Source organism: Borborobacter arsenicus, from assembly GCF_003934165.1.
Classification (GTDB): domain Bacteria; phylum Pseudomonadota; class Alphaproteobacteria; order Rhizobiales; family Rhizobiaceae; genus Pseudaminobacter; species Pseudaminobacter arsenicus.
The window spans coordinates 37,517-53,559 of sequence record NZ_RKST01000014.1; the positions used below are offsets into that span (position 1 = coordinate 37,517).

A 16,043-nucleotide genomic window follows, 5' to 3' on the forward strand; every position below is an offset into this window, starting at 1 on the left:
GCGGCGCGCGTCTATGCCAGCCTGGCGAGCAGCTTGAGGAATGTGGCCACCTCCTTGGGCGACAGCGGCGACAGCGTCTCCTCGGTGATGCGTGTGGCGAGCGGGATCAGCGCATCGACCGTGCGGCGGCCTTCGACTGTCAGGCTGACCAGCAGGCGGCGCCTGTCCCCGTCATGGCGGGAAAGCTCCACCAGCCCGCGCGCCCGCAGCCGGTCGATGACGCCCTTGACGGTTGCGGCATCCATGGCGACCAGCGCGCCAAGCTGGTTCTGCGAGGTGTCGCCGCCGACATCGCGCAGCTTGGCGAGTGCCGCAAATTGCGGCGGCGTCAGGTCGCTGATGTAGGAGGAGAAAATGGCGACGTGGCGCTGCTGCGCGCGCCGCAGGATGAAGCCGACCTGATCCTGGAGGTGATATTCTCCCGATTCCGACTCCTCAGCATCGACAAGCTTGAGGATATTGTCTTCGCCGGTCACCGCAACCCGTCCCAGGCCTTGATGTCTTCCGCCTTCAGGCCGCCCATGCGGTTATGGATGCGCGGGCCGCAGGCCATTGCGAGACAGAACACGATCTCGTCCGCGCGCGGTCCGTCGCTCAGCCCCACCTCCATCGCGTCGAAATGGCTGCGCACATAGGCGGCGTTGATATGGCCGAGCGGCACGTCGATGCGCGCGCCGAAGGCCCCGACCTTCTTGGCTGAAGGCACGATCGCCTTGGCTTCGCCCAGTCGCTCGCGCATGGCATAACCCCCCGGCACATGCCACAGTGCGCCATGCTCCAACTCGCCGGCGGTTCCGACGATTGCACCCTTGCCGTAACCGTCGATCGCCTTGATGTCGTCGCCCAGAGCCGCAATCAGCCGGTCTGTGAGCATCAGGCCGAGCGGCTTCAAATCCTCCATGGCGCTTTCGAGATCGGCTTCATGGCGCCCGGCGAAGGGGTTCTTCACCACCGCAAGCGCTGCGGCACGCCGGCGCGGCGTGGCCGGGGCCGGACCGCCATCGTGGATGATCTCTTCGGTCAATACCGCGATTTTGCGGATGGGGAATCTAGGCATTGGGCAACTCCTTGGAAATCTCTGTGTGCGCGGTGATAGGCCGAGACCTTTTGAGGGGGGTATCGTCGAGCGCAACCGTGCCGAAGAATCGCATATCACCACCCAGAAACAGCGCGGCCGCCTCGATCAGGCCACGCCGCCAAAATTCCTCGGCAAGGGCGAACCCGCTACCGAGTGCGGAGGCGATCTCGCCGGGTTTGAGCGGGCCGACATCGACGGTGACCGGCCTGTCGCCGAGGTCGCTGTCCGGGGCGAGGTCACAGGCGGGCACACGCCGCACGGTTGGATGACCGGGCAAGTCGACCGCATTGGCGATCAGCGTTGCGGCGGCGTCAGCTTCCGCCGCCGTTTTCGCCAGCACGGTGACGGCGTCGGCAATGCCGAGCGAATAGCTGCGGCCGCGCCAGCCGCTGGTGGCGATGCCGCGCACCGGGTCGGCGAAGCCGATCATGATGCGGTCGGCAAATCCATGACCGGTGCCGGCAATGGCAGCTTTCATGACAGCGCCCTCGGCAAGATGAATGGCAATGTCACCGCCATCATTGACATAGGCTTTTTCAAGTCGCCGGCCGGTGCACATGGCGGCGAGCATCTCATCGGCCACCGCGCCTGCGACCGCCGCCATCGGCGTGATGAATGCGGGCGCATGGCGGCAGACGGCACGTTCCATGCGCTGTGCTATCACCCCATGGAAGGCGCGCGTCGTGGCGGTGGCCGGGCGGCGCAACTCGGCAAGTTCCTCCACCAGTCCCGTCAGCACCGTGTCGAAACGCGCTATCGCCTGTTCATAGGCGGCGCGGCGTTCGGCTTCCTCACCAAACGCTTCGATAATGAGGTCGATCGGCCCATGATTGAGGTGGAGGCGCCTGCCGTCGGCCAGCCATGCGATCTGCGGGCCGGTCATTTGCCGTGCCCTCCAGGGTCGGAGAGACGCAGGCCATGCAGCGGCGGCCATGGGTTGTCGCCGGGGGCAAGGCGGCGTTCGTGCCGATTGAAATAGGCGCCGCCGCCAGCCTCCACATCCTCGATCGTGCGGATTTCGTCGGCATAGCCGCCAAGCCGGAGATAATCGTCGCGGCGCAGCGTGAATTCGAGTGGCGCCACCAGCGCCGGTGTCGGTACATAGCCGAAGGCGTTGTCGGGCACGCGGCTGACATCGACCATCAGCGTGATGCCGCCGCCCGGCCAGACATAGACGGGCGCACCGCCAACGGTGACATAGGTCTGGAGCCCATGGACGGAGCGGGTGAGATTGACCGGGTTCTCCACCACACCGGCTCGCAGCGATCCGCCTGCACCGCCGACGAACAGCACCGTGCACAGCGCCGGCTCGCAATTCTGCTCGATCAGGTCGACGGATTTGCGCAGCCGTTCAGGAAAAGGTTTTTCCACCGGTCGCAGGTCGTCATCGAGTTCGAAATAGGCGAATTGCTCGCCTGTGGTGGAAACCATCAGCAGCGACAGGCCGGGGTGTGCGCCCTTTTTCGGGTTCCACTCGCCGAGGATCGACAACGGGTCGGAGATCGTCGTGCCGCCCCAGCCAAGCCCGGGCTCGGAGACCTTGAAATAGCGACCGGGCGTGGAGCGGTGGCCGATCACCTTGATGCCGGTGTCCTGCCAGCCGAGCACCTTGCCGGCCTGGTGCTCGGAAACAACGCCGGTGATGTGGTCGTCGACCACCACCACCTCGTCCACCAGGCCGCGCCATTGTGTGGCAAACATGCCGATGGCGGCCGAGCCGCAGCCGACGCGCATGCGCTTTTCCGTCACGCCGTCGATGATGGGCGCGTTGCCGGCCTGGACGACGACACTGGCACCACCGTCGATCGACAGTTCCACCTTCTGCTTGTTGCACAGCGCAAGCAGTGTGGCGCAGGTGACGTGGCCCTCCGCTTTGGAACCGCCTGTCAGATGATTGACGCCGCCCAGCGACAGCATCTGCGAGCCATATTCGCCGGTGGTGACATGGCCGACCGCTTCGCCTTCGGCACGCACGGTGGCGGTTTCGGGCCCCAGGAAACGGTCTGTGTCGATCTTCATTTTGGCGCCGCAATAGGAAAATATACCCTCCGTCACCACGGTGACGAGATCGACGCCCGCGACCTCCTGGCTGACGATGAAGGGCGCGGGTTTGTAGTCGGGGTAGGTGGTGCCGGCGCCGATGGCGGAAACGAAGCGGCGGCCGGTATTGACCAGTTCTCCGCTCCAGGCCTCGCCCTCTCCGGCAAATGGGACGGAACTGCCGCCGGTTTCGGTGTGGTATTCGAGGATCGTCACCGGATCGAGCCTCACGATCCTGCCATCTACATTGCCATAGCGGTCGCAGGCTCCGGTGCGGCCTTCGGCGATGTAGCACATGACCGGGCAGGCGTCGCAGCGGAGCTTTTCGCCGACCTGTTTGGCGCCGGGATCATGCGTCTCGAAGCGTTCGGATATCTCGCTCATCGTCCCGCCTCCCTTATCGCGGCGCGGATGCGCGATGGCGTTGCCGGGATTTTCGTGACCGGAACGCCGGTGGCATGGCGGATCGCGTTGAGGATGGCGGGCGCGGTCGGGATCAGCACATGCTCGCCCAACCCTTTGGCACCGAAGGGTCCTTCCGGGTCCGGAACTTCTATCAGGATGGTTTCGATCGGTGGAACGTCGCCGATGGTGGGAATGAGGTAGTCGTGCAGGTTCTCGGTGCGGCCGGGGATATATTCCTCCATCAGCGCCATGCCGATGCCTTGCGCGATGCCGCCTTCGATCTGGCCTTGTGCCAACAGGGGATTGATCGCGCGGCCGACATCATGCGCGGCGGTGATCTTGACGAGCTTCACCGTGCCGAGCTTGAGATCGACTTCCAGTTCGGCAATTTGCGCGCCATAGCCGAACACGGCATAGGGCGTGCCCTGGCCCTTCGCGTCGAGCGGCGCCGTCGGCGGATCGTAAGTTTCCTCGGCGGTGAAGACGAGACCATCGGCATCGGGGGTTAGAGCGGAAAGGCCGATGCGGCGGGTAGCGTCGCCCTCGCGGATGATGAGCAGGCAACCTTCAAGGCTCAGCGCGGCATGATCGGAGACATTGGCGAAGCGGAGTATTTTTTCACGCAGGCTTTTCGCCGCCTTCTCGGCCGCCTTGCCGGAAACGAAGGTCTGGCGCGAAGCGGACGTCTTGCCGGCATCCGGCGTGATTGCCGTATCGGCGCTCCTCAGAGCGATCAGGGTCAGGGGCACGCCGAGCGCATCGGCGGCGATCTGGGCAATCACCGTATTGGAGCCCTGGCCGATATCGACAGCACCCTGATGTAGCACGACTTGTCCCTCGGGCGAGATGCCGAGCTTGATGGTCGAGGGATTGGGCAGCGAGGTGTTGCCGCAGCCATACCAGCAGGAGGCCACGCCGACCCCGCGTTTCATGTGCCCGTTTTCGGCATCGAAGCGCCCGGCATCGGCGAGCGCGCGTTGCCAGTGCGGCTTGAGCGCCTCCAGGCAATCGGCGATGCCGACACCTTCCTCAAGCAGTTGTCCCGTAACCGTTTCGGAGCCGTTCCGAAGCGCATTCTTCAGCCGGAATTCGAGCCGGTCGATGCCGGCCTTTATGGCGAGCGCGTCGTAAAGCGTCTCCTGGCAGATGGTGGCTTGCGGCACGCCGAAGCCACGAAACGCGCCGGAGATCGGTCCGTTGGTGTGGATAGCACGGCCAAGCGCCCGGTAATTTGGCGTCACATAGGGCCCTGACGCATGCACCGGCACGCGGTTCGCCACCGTCGGGCCCCAGCTTGCATAGGCGCCGGTGTCGAAATCGCCGGAAAAGACCATGCCGCAAATCCGGCCCTGCGCGTCGGCGCCGATGGTCGCCCGCATCGCGGCGGGATGGCGCTTGGTGGTCGATGTCATGGATTCGTCACGAGTGAAGCAGAGCGCCGCCGGGCGGCCGGTCTTCAGCGCCACCAGTCCGACCAGCGGCTGCACCGAGAGATCGAGCTTGGAGCCGAAGCCGCCGCCGGTCGCGGTCGGCACGATGCGGACCTTTTCAGGTGGCAGGCCAAGCAGGCGGGCGGTGTCGGCGCGGTCCATATAGGGCGCCTGCGTGCAGGCAGTGACGACCAGCGTATCGCCATCCATATGGGCAAAGCCCGCCTCCGGCTCGATATAGGCATGCTCGACATATGAAGTTTCGATCATATCCGAAACGATATGGGCGGCTGCGGCAAGCGCGGCTTCAGGATCGCCGTGCTCGACGAAACCCTGGGTGAGCAGGTTTCCGGGTCGGCCGGCATGCAGCAGCGCGGCATCGCCGGTCTGTGCGGTCTCGGTGTCCAGCAATGCGGGCAGTTCAGTCCAGGCGATCGGGAAGGCGGAAAGATCGAGAGATGCGATGGCGTCTGGCTCGCCGGCAATCACCGCCACCGCCTCACCGCGAAAGCGCGTACTGCCTTCTGCAAGCGCCGGTTGGTCGGCAAAGGGCGGAATGACGCCGAAGCGATTTTCGCCCGGAATATCCGCTGCGGTGTAGATGTCGACGATGCCGGGATGTTCGGCCTGATACGCCTCCAGATCGCCGAAGGCAAAGCGCGCATGGTGATGCGGCGAGCGGATGACGGCCAAGGCAAGCGCATCGGCCGGGAAGCTGTCGCCGCCGAATTTTTCGGTGCCGTTGATTTTGGCAATACCGTCAAGCCGGATCGGCGAGGCACCGACGGCATGGCCGGCGGGGGGCAGGCCGAGATCGAGTCCGCTGCCGGGGCGAGCACTATCCATCACCGCAGCGATAATCTTGCGATAGCCGGTGCAGCGGCACAACACGCCGCCGAGCGCGTCCCTGACCTCGTCTTCGGCCGGGTGCGGATTGCGCTCCAGCAGCGCGGTTGCCGCCATCAGCATGCCCGGCGTGCAGATGCCGCATTGGGCTGCGCCGTGCCGCAGGAACGAGGCTTGCAGCGCCGAGAGTCTGCCATTGCCAAGGCCCTCGACCGTGCGCACATGCGCGCCCGCGACGGAAGCGGCGGGCACGAGGCAGGCGCAGACCGGCTCGCCATCGAGCAGCACGGTGCAGGCGCCGCAATCGCCGGCATCGCAGCCGACCTTGGTGCCGGTGAGCCGCAATTCGTCGCGCAGCACCGAGGACAGGCGCTGGACCGGTGCGGCACTGACGGTGACGGCGCTGCCGTTGACGGTGAAGACGATTTCGCCGCGCGCGCTCATGCCGCCACCGCATTGGCGCTGGGTGGATCGGCGGCGGCCAGCACGGCCCGTGTGACGATCTCGCGCGCCGCTTCGCGCCTGTAGCCGGCGCTGGCACGGACATCGTCGATCGGTGCGAGCTCGCTCAGTTCGGCTGTCGCGATTGCCGTGGCGATGTCGGCTACAGCGATGCCGCGCAGCGCGGTTTCGACGCCGGTAAGGCGCTTCGCGACCGCCGAGCAGGAGCCCACCGCGATGGCGGCCTGTTTGACGATACCATCCGCGATGACAAGGCGGGCCGCGGCCATGGCGATGGATATGACCAGATAGCGGCGCGCGCCGAGCTTGAAGAAGGCGGAAGTGCCGGCAGTTGACGGCTTGGGGATGCGGATTGCGGTGACCATTTCGCCCGGCTGCAATGCGGTGCGCCGATTGCCGAGGATGAAGCGGTCGAGCGGCAGAAAGCGGGACGATGCCGTTGAGCGGATCTCTACCGCCGCATCGAGGGTGAGCAACGGCGGCACCCCATCCGCCGCCGGCGAGGCATTGCACAGATTGCCGGCGATCGAGGCCATGTTCTGGATCTGCACCGAGCCGACTTCGCGCGCGGCAAGCTTCAGTCCGTCGAAGGCGGCGGGCAGGTCATGGCAGATGAGATCGGTCCAGGTGGTGCGCGCGCCTATGATGACTTGGTCAGGCGTTTCGGCGATGCCGCGAAGTTCGCCAAGGCCGTTGATGTCCAATATGTCTTCGCGCGGTGGCCGGTTGCCCAGCGCCGGGTAGAAATCGGTGCCGCCCGCCAGAATCCGCCACGACCCCTCGCCGAGCAGCGCAAGCGCCGCTTCGATCGAGGTGGGTTTTGCGTAACGGATCACGCACTGCCTCCCGGTCGCGACGAATTCGGCAGGTCGCGGCAAATCCGCTCGAAGCAACCACTTTGCGCGTTCTTTGCCTGTGCGGGTGAGCACATGCGCGCTTGGTGGCGACCGCCAAATTCATTCGTACACAAATGATACCAGTGCCTTGGGGGAATTCAAGGCGCCGTTTCCTGTCGGATTGCGGCCATAACAGGCCGTTTTTGGCCGATTGGCGGTTGACGTGGGAGGCCTTCTGGACGACTTTCCGGCTTCAAAAATGACGGGTGGTGGTTACATGGCCGACGAGGCGCTGATCGTCATAGATGTACAGAACGATTTTTGTCCCGGCGGCAGTCTCGCCGTTGCGGGTGGCGACCAGATCGTGCCGCTGATCAACGAGATGATCGGCCGTTTCGAGCATGTGATCCTGACGCAGGACTGGCATCCGGCCGACCATTCGAGCTTTGCCTCCAGGCATCCCGGAAAACAGCCCTTCGAGACGATCGCCATGCCCTATGGCGAACAGACGCTGTGGCCCGACCATTGCATCCAGGGCTCAGGCGGCGCGGCGTTTCATCCGGCGCTGAAATGGGCGAAGGCCGAACTGGTGCTGCGCAAGGGTTATCACCGCAAGATCGACAGCTATTCGGCCTTCTTCGAGAACGACCGCACGACGCCGACAGGGCTGGCGGGCTATTTGCGCGAGCGCGGCATCGGTCGGCTCACGCTCGCCGGTCTGGCAACAGATTTCTGCGTCGCCTATTCGGCGCTCGATGCGGTCGCGCAAGGCTTCAATGTGACCGTGCGGCTTGATGCCTGTCGCGGCATTGACCTTGCCGGGTCGCTGGACCGGATGATCGGCCAAATGAAAGCGGCGGGCGTGACGCTCGCCTGAGGCAGATCGATCCAGAGACAGGAATTTCCATCAAAGCATGATCCCGAAAAGCGGGCAGCCGATTTTCGGGAACGATCATGCTCCGACAGACACGTGATGTAAGGGGGATAATTTCATGCGGCCATCAAACGCTGCGGCGGCGGGCCTTGCCGGTGCCGTGCTTCTGGGGACGACAAGCCTTGCGCTGGCGGCGGAAGAACATGGGTTGCCGGGTGCGACGATGTCGCTGTGGTGGGCGCTTCCCTTCATCGGCCTGCTCCTGTCGATCGCAACCGGGCCGCTGTTTTATCCGCATCTGTGGGAGCATCATTACGGCAAGATCACCGCTGCGTGGTCGGCATTGGCAGTGGTGCCGATGGCCTTTTTCTATGGCCTGCCGGTTTCCGCCGAGGCCGTGCTGCATGCGGTTCTGCTGGAATATATGTCCTTCATCATCCTGCTGTTTGCGCTGTTCACCATTGCCGGCGGCATATTGGTGGCCGGAAACATCCATGGCACGCCGCTGGTCAATGCGTCGCTCCTGGTCATCGGTGCGCTGATGGCCTCGGTGGTGGGAACGACCGGTGCCTCGATGATCATGATCCGGCCGATCATCCGCGCCAATGACAATCGTCCCTTCAATGCGCATGTCATTGTCTTCTTCATCTTCCTTGTCTCCAATATCGGCGGCTCGCTGACGCCGCTGGGCGACCCGCCGCTATTCGTCGGTTTCCTGCGCGGCGTCGAGTTCTTCTGGACGACGACGCATATCTTCAAGGAGACGCTGCTGGTCGGCGGTATCGTGCTGGCGGCCTTCGTCGTGCTGGATGTTGTCCTGCATCTGCGCGAGGGCGGCATGCCGAAGATCAAGGATCCGACGCCGGATTCGAAGGTGCGTATCCGCGGTCTGGCCAATCTGCCGCTGCTGGCCGGCGTGATCGGCGCCATCCTCATGTCGGCTGCCTGGAAACCCGGAATTTCCTTTTCGGTACAGGGTGTCGAAGTCGAGCTGCAGAACCTCGTGCGCGACGGCATTATCGTAGCGCTGGCACTGATCTCGCTGGTGGTGACCCGCAAGGAATATCGCTCGGCCAACGGCTTTGCCTGGGAGCCGATCAAGGAGGTCGCCAAGATATTTGCCGGCATCTTCATCTGCATCGTGCCGGTGGTGGCGATCCTGCGCGCCGGAATGGAAGGCGCCTTCTCACCGCTGGTGGAAATGGTGACTCTGCCTTCCGGTGAGCCCAACGACCTCGCCTATTTCTGGATGACCGGCCTACTCTCGTCCTTCCTCGACAATGCGCCGACCTATCTCGTCTTCTTCGAACTGGCGGGCGGCAATCCGCAGGAGCTGATGACGACGCTGGCTTCCACGCTGGTGGCCATCTCGGCCGGTGCCGTGTTCATGGGTGCCAATACCTATATCGGTAATGCGCCCAACTTCATGGTCTATGCAATCGCCAAGAACCAGGGCATCCGCATGCCGAGCTTCTTCGGCTACATGGCCTGGTCGGGCATTGTGCTGATCCCGACCTTTGTGCTGGTCAGCCTCGTGTTCTTCTGAGGCTGAAGGCCGGTCAGCCGACGCCGACATAGCGCTTGATCAGCGACGGGTCGCCGCGCAGCCGTTCGACTTCGACGGTTTCGCGGCTGCGGCCGTTCTCGATGAAGGTGACGCGGTCGGCAAGTGACAGCACCGCATCGACCCGCTGTTCGACCAGTATGGTGGAGACGCCGGTCGAGCGTAGGCTTGCCACCGTCTCGCGGATACGTGCGATCATCGAGGGCATCAGCCCTTCGGTCGGCTCGTCTAGCAAAAGCACCTCCGGCTCAAGGCAAAGGGCGCGCGCCATGGCAAGCATCTGCTGCTCGCCGCCCGACAGCGTGCCGGAGCGCTGCCTGAACCGCTCGCGCAGCACCGGGAACAGTTCCAGCACCCTTTCCCTTGTCGCTTGCCCCTTCCTCCGGGTCATCAGGCCGATCTCGATGTTCTCGGCGACGGTCATTTCGGCAAACAGCCGCCGGCCCTGCGGCACATAGGCGACGCCGGCTTTCGGCACCTCATGGGCCGGCAGCACCGTCAGTTCGGTGCCGCCGAGCCGGATCGAGCCGGCGCGGGCGGGAACCAGCCCCATGATCGCCTTCAAGGTCGTCGTCTTGCCGGCGCCGTTGCGGCCGAGCAGGCAATGCACTTCGCCCTGTTTCAGGGTAAGGCCAAGCCCGTGCAGCACCTGCACTTCGCCATAGAAGCAGTCGACCCCGGCGATGGCGAGCACGTCAGCCATGGTTTTCGGTCCCAAGATAGGCGCGCTGGACGGCCTCATCGGCGCGGATTTCCTCCGGCATGCCTTCGGCCAGGATCTTGCCGGCATTCATGACGGTGATGCGCCGGGCAAGCTCCATGACGACATCCATATTGTGCTCGATCAGAAGCACGGTGGCGGAACTGGCAATGTCGCGCACCAGCCCCATGAAGCCGTCGATCTCGCTGTCTGAGAGCCCCTGCGTCGGCTCGTCGAGAATGAGCAGGCGCGGCTTGAGCGCGAGACCCATCGCCACTTCCAGCAGGCGCTGATGGCCGTAAGAGAGAGCACCGGCTTGTATGTTGGCGCGGTCGGCAAGGCCGGTGTGCTCCAAGGCGCTCATGATCGCCGCGTGCAGGTGGGTTTTGGCACGGCCATCTTCCAAGGTGCGCTGCGCCGGCAGCGCGACATTGTCGTAGGCGCTGAGATTGGGAAAGACGCTGGTGATCTGGAACGTATAGGCAATACCGCGTCGGACCCGCAGATGCGCGGGCATATGGGTGATGTCCTCGCCGTCGAAGACGATGGTGCCGGAGGTCGGCGGAACCCGGCCGCATACCAGGCTGACAAAGGTGGTCTTGCCGGCGCCGTTGGGCCCGATGATGGCGCGGATTTCGCCGGTCGCCAGCGAGAAATCGACGCCATCCACCGCGCGCAGTCCGTCATAGGCTTTCGTGAGCCCGCGCGTGGTCAGGAGCGGCGTCATGGCAGCCACCCTGCCCAGCGCGCGCGTATGGTGCCCAGTATGCCTTTCGGGAAGAAAAGCACGAGCAGGATGAGTGCGATGCCGACGATGAGCAGATAGGCCGAGGTGTAGCTCGAAGTGATGTCGATGACATAATACATGAACAGCGTGCCGATGAACGGGCCGAGCGTGGTGGCGGCACCGCCGAGCAGCACCCAGAGCAGGGGCAGGATCGAATATTGTACGCCGGCAAAGGTTGAGCCGGCATAGCCGAAGAGCAAGGCATAGGCGGCGCCTGCCGTGGCGCAGATCGTGCCCGACAGCACGACCGCGGCTAGCTTGTTGGCGAAGGTGTCGTAGCCAAGCATGCGCGCACGGTCCTCGTTTTCGCGGATCGCCACCAGCACCCGGCCGAAGGAGGAGCGCACGGCAATAAGCGTGGCGAAAAGCACGATCGCGAATATCGCCAGCGCCAGCAGGTAGCGCGTCGTCGGGTCGGTGAGGTTGAGATAGAAATCGCCGACAAAGAAGCGGCGTATCTCCTGGCTAAGCACGATGCCATCGTCGCCGCCGGTCCATTCGGCGAAGTAGAAGGTCAGCAGATAGAATACCTGCGCGAACATCATGGTGACGATCATGAAGGCGACACCGGTGGTGCGCAGTGCCAGAAGCCCGATGGCGGTGGATAGGGCAGCCCCACAGGCAATGCCGGCTGCAAGCCCGGCGGGAATGCTCCAGCCGAGATGGTAGACGCTGAGGCCGGCGCCATAGAGGCCGGCGGCAAAGAACATGGCGTGGCCGAGGCTGAGCAGCCCGGTATAGCCGAACAGGATGTTGTAGCCCATGGCGAAGACGGAAAGCAGCATCACGCGGGCAAGCACGGCGTGATGATATTCCGGCAGGACGAAATTCAGCGCAAACAGCAGCGCGACCACACCCGCGTGCAGGACGAGGATTCGAGGAGGAAGGGCGGAACTCCTCATTTTGCGGCCGACCCGAACAGACCCTGCGGCCGGAACACCAGCACCATGGCAACCGCCAGCGTGGCGATGATCTTGGCAAGCGTCGGCGAGAAGAAGGCGGAGATGACGCCGTCCGATACGCCGATCAGCAGGGCGGCCACCACCGTGCCGCGCAGCGAGCCGAGCCCGCCGATGATGACGACGATGAAGGACAACAGCAGCGGGTTGAGGCCCATGAGATAATGCGCCTGGGTGATGGGTACGATGAGCACAGCAGCGATGGCCGCCAGCATCGCGCCGAGCGCGAAGACGCCGGCATAGACGCGCCCGACCGGAATGCCGAAGGCCTGCGCCGTCTCGCGGTCATATTGGGTAGCACGCATGACGAGGCCGATGCGCGTGCGGGTGAGCACGAACCAGGTGAAAATTAGCAGCAACGCCGAAGTGGCGATTATCGAAAGCTTGTAACCGGAATAGCCGAACCACGGGAACAGGATGCGATAGGTGAAGGGCGCATCGACGGGGCGCGCCTGCGGGCCATAGAAGGTCAGCGCCAACTGCTGGATGATGTAGAGCAGGCCGATCGTGGCGACGATGGTCGCCTCGGGCTCATAGTTCAGTCGCCGCAGCACCAGCCGGTCGGCGGCAAAGGCCACCGCGCCGACGATGAGCGGGCTGATCGCCAGTGCGGCCAGGAAGCCGATGGCCGGATGGCCGCTGACCAGCGAGGCAATCCACCAGGCAAGCACCGCGCCCAACATGAAGAACTCGCCATGGGCGACATTGACCACGCGCATGACGCCGAACACCAGCGACAGGCCCAGCGCCATCAGCGCCAGCACGGCGCTGGTGACGAGGCCTTCGAGCGTGGCCAGCAGGAGATGCGGTCCGAAAGCCATTCAGAATGTCTTCGTGTCACGCCGGCAGACTCTGCGCCGCCCTTCACGCTTACCCTCTCCCCGTAAACGGGGCGAGGGCGATGTTGACGTTGCGGCCATCCATCTTCCCCCCGCTTGCGGGGAGAAGACGCCGGCAGGCAGATGAGGGGCGGCAAAAAACGTCGACGGCGTTTCGTAGCTGCTCACAGCGGCTGCGTCGTGTAGTCGGCTTCGACCTCGTAGTGCCCGTCCTCGATCGAGGTGCGGTGCACGACATTCAGCTTGCCGCCTTCGAGTTTGGAAATGTTCTGGTGGCCATAGCACTGGTGGTTCTTGCCGTTGAAGACCTTGTCGCCCTGAGGATGCTCATTGCCTTCCTTGAATTCGGTCAGCGCCTCGGTCGCCTCGATCAGCTTGGCGCGATCTTCAGGACCCTTGTAGCCGCTGTCCTCCATCGCCTTCTTGATGACATAGAGCGTTTCCCAGCAGCCGAACATATGGGCGGCGGTTGAGACGTCCTTGGGATCACCTACGGCGGCACCGTTGTCGTCGATGCCGACGGCAGCGCGATAGACCTTCTGCGCGTCTGAATCATTCGGCTGGGCATAGCGCGGCGAGCCTTCCCAGAAATGGCTGCCGTCGAGGAATTCCAGGCCGGGGCTGTTGATGTCGACGGCTTCGAGCGAGTCGATGAAGCCGAAAAGCTGTGGCCGGTTGGAGCCGTAGAACTCGCCGAGTTCCTTGACGAAGGTAAGCACCGCCGGCCCGACCATGACGTGATAGATGACTTCGGTCTCAGCCGGAATCTGCGGAAAATAGCGGGTAAACGAGCTCTCCGTGGGTGGGATCGCGATCTGGGCGATGACCTCGGCACCCTGCGCTTTCAAGGCCGGCGGCAGATAGTCGCGATGGTCGTAGCCGAAAGCGTAATCGGGGAAGATCATCGTGACCTTCTTGCCGGCATTGGCGGCGATCCAGGGAGCGACCGAGGTAACCTGGCTGCGCACATCGGTGATGCCCGGCTGGAGGCAATAGCGGTTCATCTTGCCGGAGGCGACGTGATAGCCCTCGCTGACCACATAATAGGGGATCTTCAACTCGCCTGCCGTCGGGGCCGATCCGGTGACGACATGGGAGAACAGCGTGCCATAGACGATATCGGTCTTGTGCTGGCTGGCGAATTTGGCGACCACTTCGGCGCCGCGCTTGGCGTCGGTGCCGTCATCCTCGACGATGATCTCCACCGGGCGGCCATTGATGCCGCCGGCATCGTTGATCAACTTGACGGCGGCATTGGTCGTCTTTTCATACCAGCGGCCATAGGCGGCGCCGATCCCGGTGCGGTGGCACTGGAAGCCTATTCTGATGGGGGCGGCGCTTTGCGCCTGCGAATAGCGCACGAAACCGGGCGCGGCGGCAAGGCCTGCCGAAGCGGCCACGCCTTTCAGCACGGTACGACGATCGAGGCGCAGGCGCGCCGGGCCTGGGTTGGAGATTGTGTCAGTCATGCCGGCTCCCCTTGTCCTGGCGGTTGCGTTGTCGGTTCGTTATTTCAAAACGACGACTGCATAGATGTTCGGTAGAATTACCGGATTTCTGACATGGCCATCGGGCTTCCGCAAGGGAAATGGCCTCCGGCTTCCCGTCAGCCGGCGGTCGGCGTCGAAAGCAGCCAGAGGCCGAAGACGGTATAGAAGATCATCAGGACGGTCAGCGGAAATTGGCTCATCGTCGCACGCCGCGCATCTTCATGCAGGCGAAACGCCAGAGCATGGGCGATGAGGACGGCAAGCGCATGGCCGGCGATGATGGCCACCGCCTGTGCATTCCACAAAGCCCAGGCGGAATCGTGGCCGGCGACGATGCCGGCCTCGACATGGAAATGCGCCGTGCCCAGCAGGTTCCAGCCGAGTGAGAACGGATCGGACAGTGCGACCAGCGCATATTGGCCATCGACCAGCAGAGCGGTGAGATAGTGCGAGAAATGATAAACCAGCGCGATCGGCGCGATCGACCAGACCATCAGGCCGGCGACATCCGCCAAGGAATTTCCGCTTGCCGCCAAGCGCTCGCCAAGCCGAACAGCGGCCAGATAGGCGCAGGACAGCGCGGCAAATGTCAGCATCAGGCCGAGCGTGTTAACGGCCATGACTGCTGAGCGGCCCGGAAATTCGAGCGGGTTGATGCCGATCAGGCCAAGCCAGAAGAATGTCTTCGACAGGCCGTCGAAGGAGACCGAACTCAGCACCAGCAGCAGGAAGGCGATGCCGCTGACCGGCAGCGGCTTGGCGTGCCACAGCCTGGCGCCTGGCCAGCAGAGCGAAAGACGGACACGTCGATTGCCGGCCGCCGCCTCGGTGACGGCGAACCGCGATATCATGCCGAAGAAGACTGACAGGAATTCGCTGCGGCGGCTCCAATCATTGTAACCGAACGCGATCATCAGGACGAAGCTTGCGAGCCAGTAGAGGCCGGCGGCCGAAGCAAGCCGCGCCGGATCGTCGGGGGCGGGGTCGATCAGCTCGAACCAGGCAAAGGCGAGAAACAGCAGGACCGCGGGCCAATAGCCTGGCCGCTCCGGCATGGTGCGATGCTTGATGGCGGGAAAAAGGGCCGCGAGAAGCCGCCATGGTCCGTACCACGGGTTGATCCATGACCAGAGATTGCCGAACACGCCCTGGACAAGCGTCATCCCGACCCAGAGCAGCGTCCAGATCGTCAGCGGCAGCGGGTTCGACAGCGGATCACGGCTGCCGAACAGACCGGCCGCGACAAGGGTTGCGAACAGGGCGAAGGCACAGAGGCTGGCGAGGACGCGTAAATCCTTGCTGATCGAAAAAAGTGCAAGCCGCTGTGCGGCCAGGCGTTCGAGCAGCTTCGGCGGCAGGATAGCAAGCACGAGGAAGCTTGCCGCGACCGCGATCGCCCCGCCGGCAATATAGTAGTCGGTGGGCAGGAGCAGCACATGGCCACGCTCGGAAGCATGCGCGAATGCGGGGCCTGTCCATAGGGCGCAGAGGAGGGCAGCTGGTAAAGCCGCGATCGGAAGCCTTGAGCTCGATGCACCCCCCTCTGTCCTGCCGGACATTTCTCCCTTTGAGAGCAGGGGAGTTGCATGTGGAATTCGACCCCCACGCCGGTTTGCTTTGCAAACCACCTCTCCCCCGCTCGACGGGGGAGAGGAAATGCCGGCCGCAACGCTGCCACTCTTCCTCTCCCCTTTTGAGGGGGGTGAGGAGCGGTCGGCGGAGCCGATCAATCG

General features: G+C 63.9%; 14 protein-coding genes. 2 read left to right on the top strand and 12 right to left on the bottom strand.

All coding sequences use genetic code 11. The features are described from left to right. Nucleotides 1-11: 11 nt before the first annotated feature. Genes EET67_RS16075 through EET67_RS16100 form a run of 6 tightly spaced genes read right to left on the bottom strand, consistent with a single transcriptional unit; the run spans nt 12 to nt 7,097 of the window. A complete protein-coding gene (locus EET67_RS16075; protein WP_128627217.1) occupies nt 12-476 on the bottom strand; it encodes a MarR family winged helix-turn-helix transcriptional regulator in 465 nt (154 codons plus the stop codon). Further along, entirely contained in the window at nt 473-1,057 is a 585-nt protein-coding gene (locus EET67_RS16080; RefSeq protein WP_128627218.1) for an amino acid synthesis family protein, read from the bottom strand. Before EET67_RS16080 ends, EET67_RS16075 begins: the two co-directional genes overlap by 4 nt. Continuing rightward, nucleotides 1,050-1,961 carry a UPF0280 family protein gene (locus EET67_RS16085; RefSeq protein WP_128627219.1) on the bottom strand — a complete coding sequence of 304 codons (912 nt, stop codon included), beginning with the start codon at nt 1,959-1,961 and terminating at the stop codon, nt 1,050-1,052. Before EET67_RS16085 ends, EET67_RS16080 begins: the two co-directional genes overlap by 8 nt. Then, nucleotides 1,958-3,502: a 6-hydroxynicotinate reductase gene (locus tag EET67_RS16090; RefSeq protein WP_128627220.1), complete on the bottom strand. Its 1,545-nt coding sequence runs from the start codon at nt 3,500-3,502 to the stop codon at nt 1,958-1,960. The genes EET67_RS16085 and EET67_RS16090 overlap by 4 nt, the downstream gene beginning before the upstream one ends. Further along, nucleotides 3,499-6,243 (bottom strand): molybdopterin-dependent oxidoreductase, encoded by a 2,745-nt coding sequence (locus EET67_RS16095; protein WP_128627221.1) that lies wholly within the window; start codon nt 6,241-6,243, stop codon nt 3,499-3,501. The genes EET67_RS16090 and EET67_RS16095 overlap by 4 nt, the downstream gene beginning before the upstream one ends. Beyond that, nucleotides 6,240-7,097: an FAD binding domain-containing protein gene (locus EET67_RS16100; RefSeq protein ID WP_128627222.1), complete on the bottom strand. Its 858-nt coding sequence runs from the start codon at nt 7,095-7,097 to the stop codon at nt 6,240-6,242. Before EET67_RS16100 ends, EET67_RS16095 begins: the two co-directional genes overlap by 4 nt. A 277-nt stretch (nt 7,098-7,374) precedes the next feature. On the opposite strand from EET67_RS16100, the gene pncA reads away from it, so the two are divergent. Both pncA and EET67_RS16110 read left to right on the top strand, forming a co-directional pair. Then, nucleotides 7,375-7,974: a bifunctional nicotinamidase/pyrazinamidase gene (gene pncA, locus EET67_RS16105; RefSeq protein ID WP_128627335.1), complete on the top strand. Its 600-nt coding sequence runs from the start codon at nt 7,375-7,377 to the stop codon at nt 7,972-7,974. 115 nt (nt 7,975-8,089) lie between these two features. Next, on the top strand, nt 8,090-9,517 hold the full coding sequence (locus EET67_RS16110; protein WP_128627223.1) for a sodium:proton antiporter: 1,428 nt from the start codon (nt 8,090-8,092) through the stop codon (nt 9,515-9,517). 13 nt (nt 9,518-9,530) lie between these two features. On the opposite strand, the gene EET67_RS16115 is transcribed toward EET67_RS16110, so the two are convergent. The 6 genes from EET67_RS16115 to EET67_RS16140 form a co-directional block, all read right to left on the bottom strand. After that, nucleotides 9,531-10,238 carry an ABC transporter ATP-binding protein gene (locus tag EET67_RS16115; RefSeq protein ID WP_128627224.1) on the bottom strand — a complete coding sequence of 236 codons (708 nt, stop codon included), beginning with the start codon at nt 10,236-10,238 and terminating at the stop codon, nt 9,531-9,533. Next, nucleotides 10,231-10,962 carry an ABC transporter ATP-binding protein gene (locus tag EET67_RS16120; protein WP_128627225.1) on the bottom strand — a complete coding sequence of 244 codons (732 nt, stop codon included), beginning with the start codon at nt 10,960-10,962 and terminating at the stop codon, nt 10,231-10,233. Before EET67_RS16120 ends, EET67_RS16115 begins: the two co-directional genes overlap by 8 nt. Then, nucleotides 10,959-11,924, bottom strand: coding sequence for a branched-chain amino acid ABC transporter permease (locus EET67_RS16125; RefSeq protein ID WP_128627226.1), 966 nt, complete (start codon nt 11,922-11,924; stop codon nt 10,959-10,961). The genes EET67_RS16120 and EET67_RS16125 overlap by 4 nt, the downstream gene beginning before the upstream one ends. Next, complete coding sequence (locus tag EET67_RS16130) at nt 11,921-12,802, bottom strand: branched-chain amino acid ABC transporter permease (RefSeq protein WP_128627227.1); 882 nt, start codon at nt 12,800-12,802, stop codon at nt 11,921-11,923. The genes EET67_RS16125 and EET67_RS16130 overlap by 4 nt, the downstream gene beginning before the upstream one ends. 182 nt (nt 12,803-12,984) lie before the next feature. Beyond that, entirely contained in the window at nt 12,985-14,289 is a 1,305-nt protein-coding gene (locus tag EET67_RS16135) for an ABC transporter substrate-binding protein (RefSeq protein ID WP_128627228.1), read from the bottom strand. A gap of 137 nt (nt 14,290-14,426) precedes the next feature. Next, nucleotides 14,427-15,869 carry a hypothetical protein gene (locus EET67_RS16140; protein WP_128627229.1) on the bottom strand — a complete coding sequence of 481 codons (1,443 nt, stop codon included), beginning with the start codon at nt 15,867-15,869 and terminating at the stop codon, nt 14,427-14,429. Nucleotides 15,870-16,043: the final 174 nt, after the last annotated feature.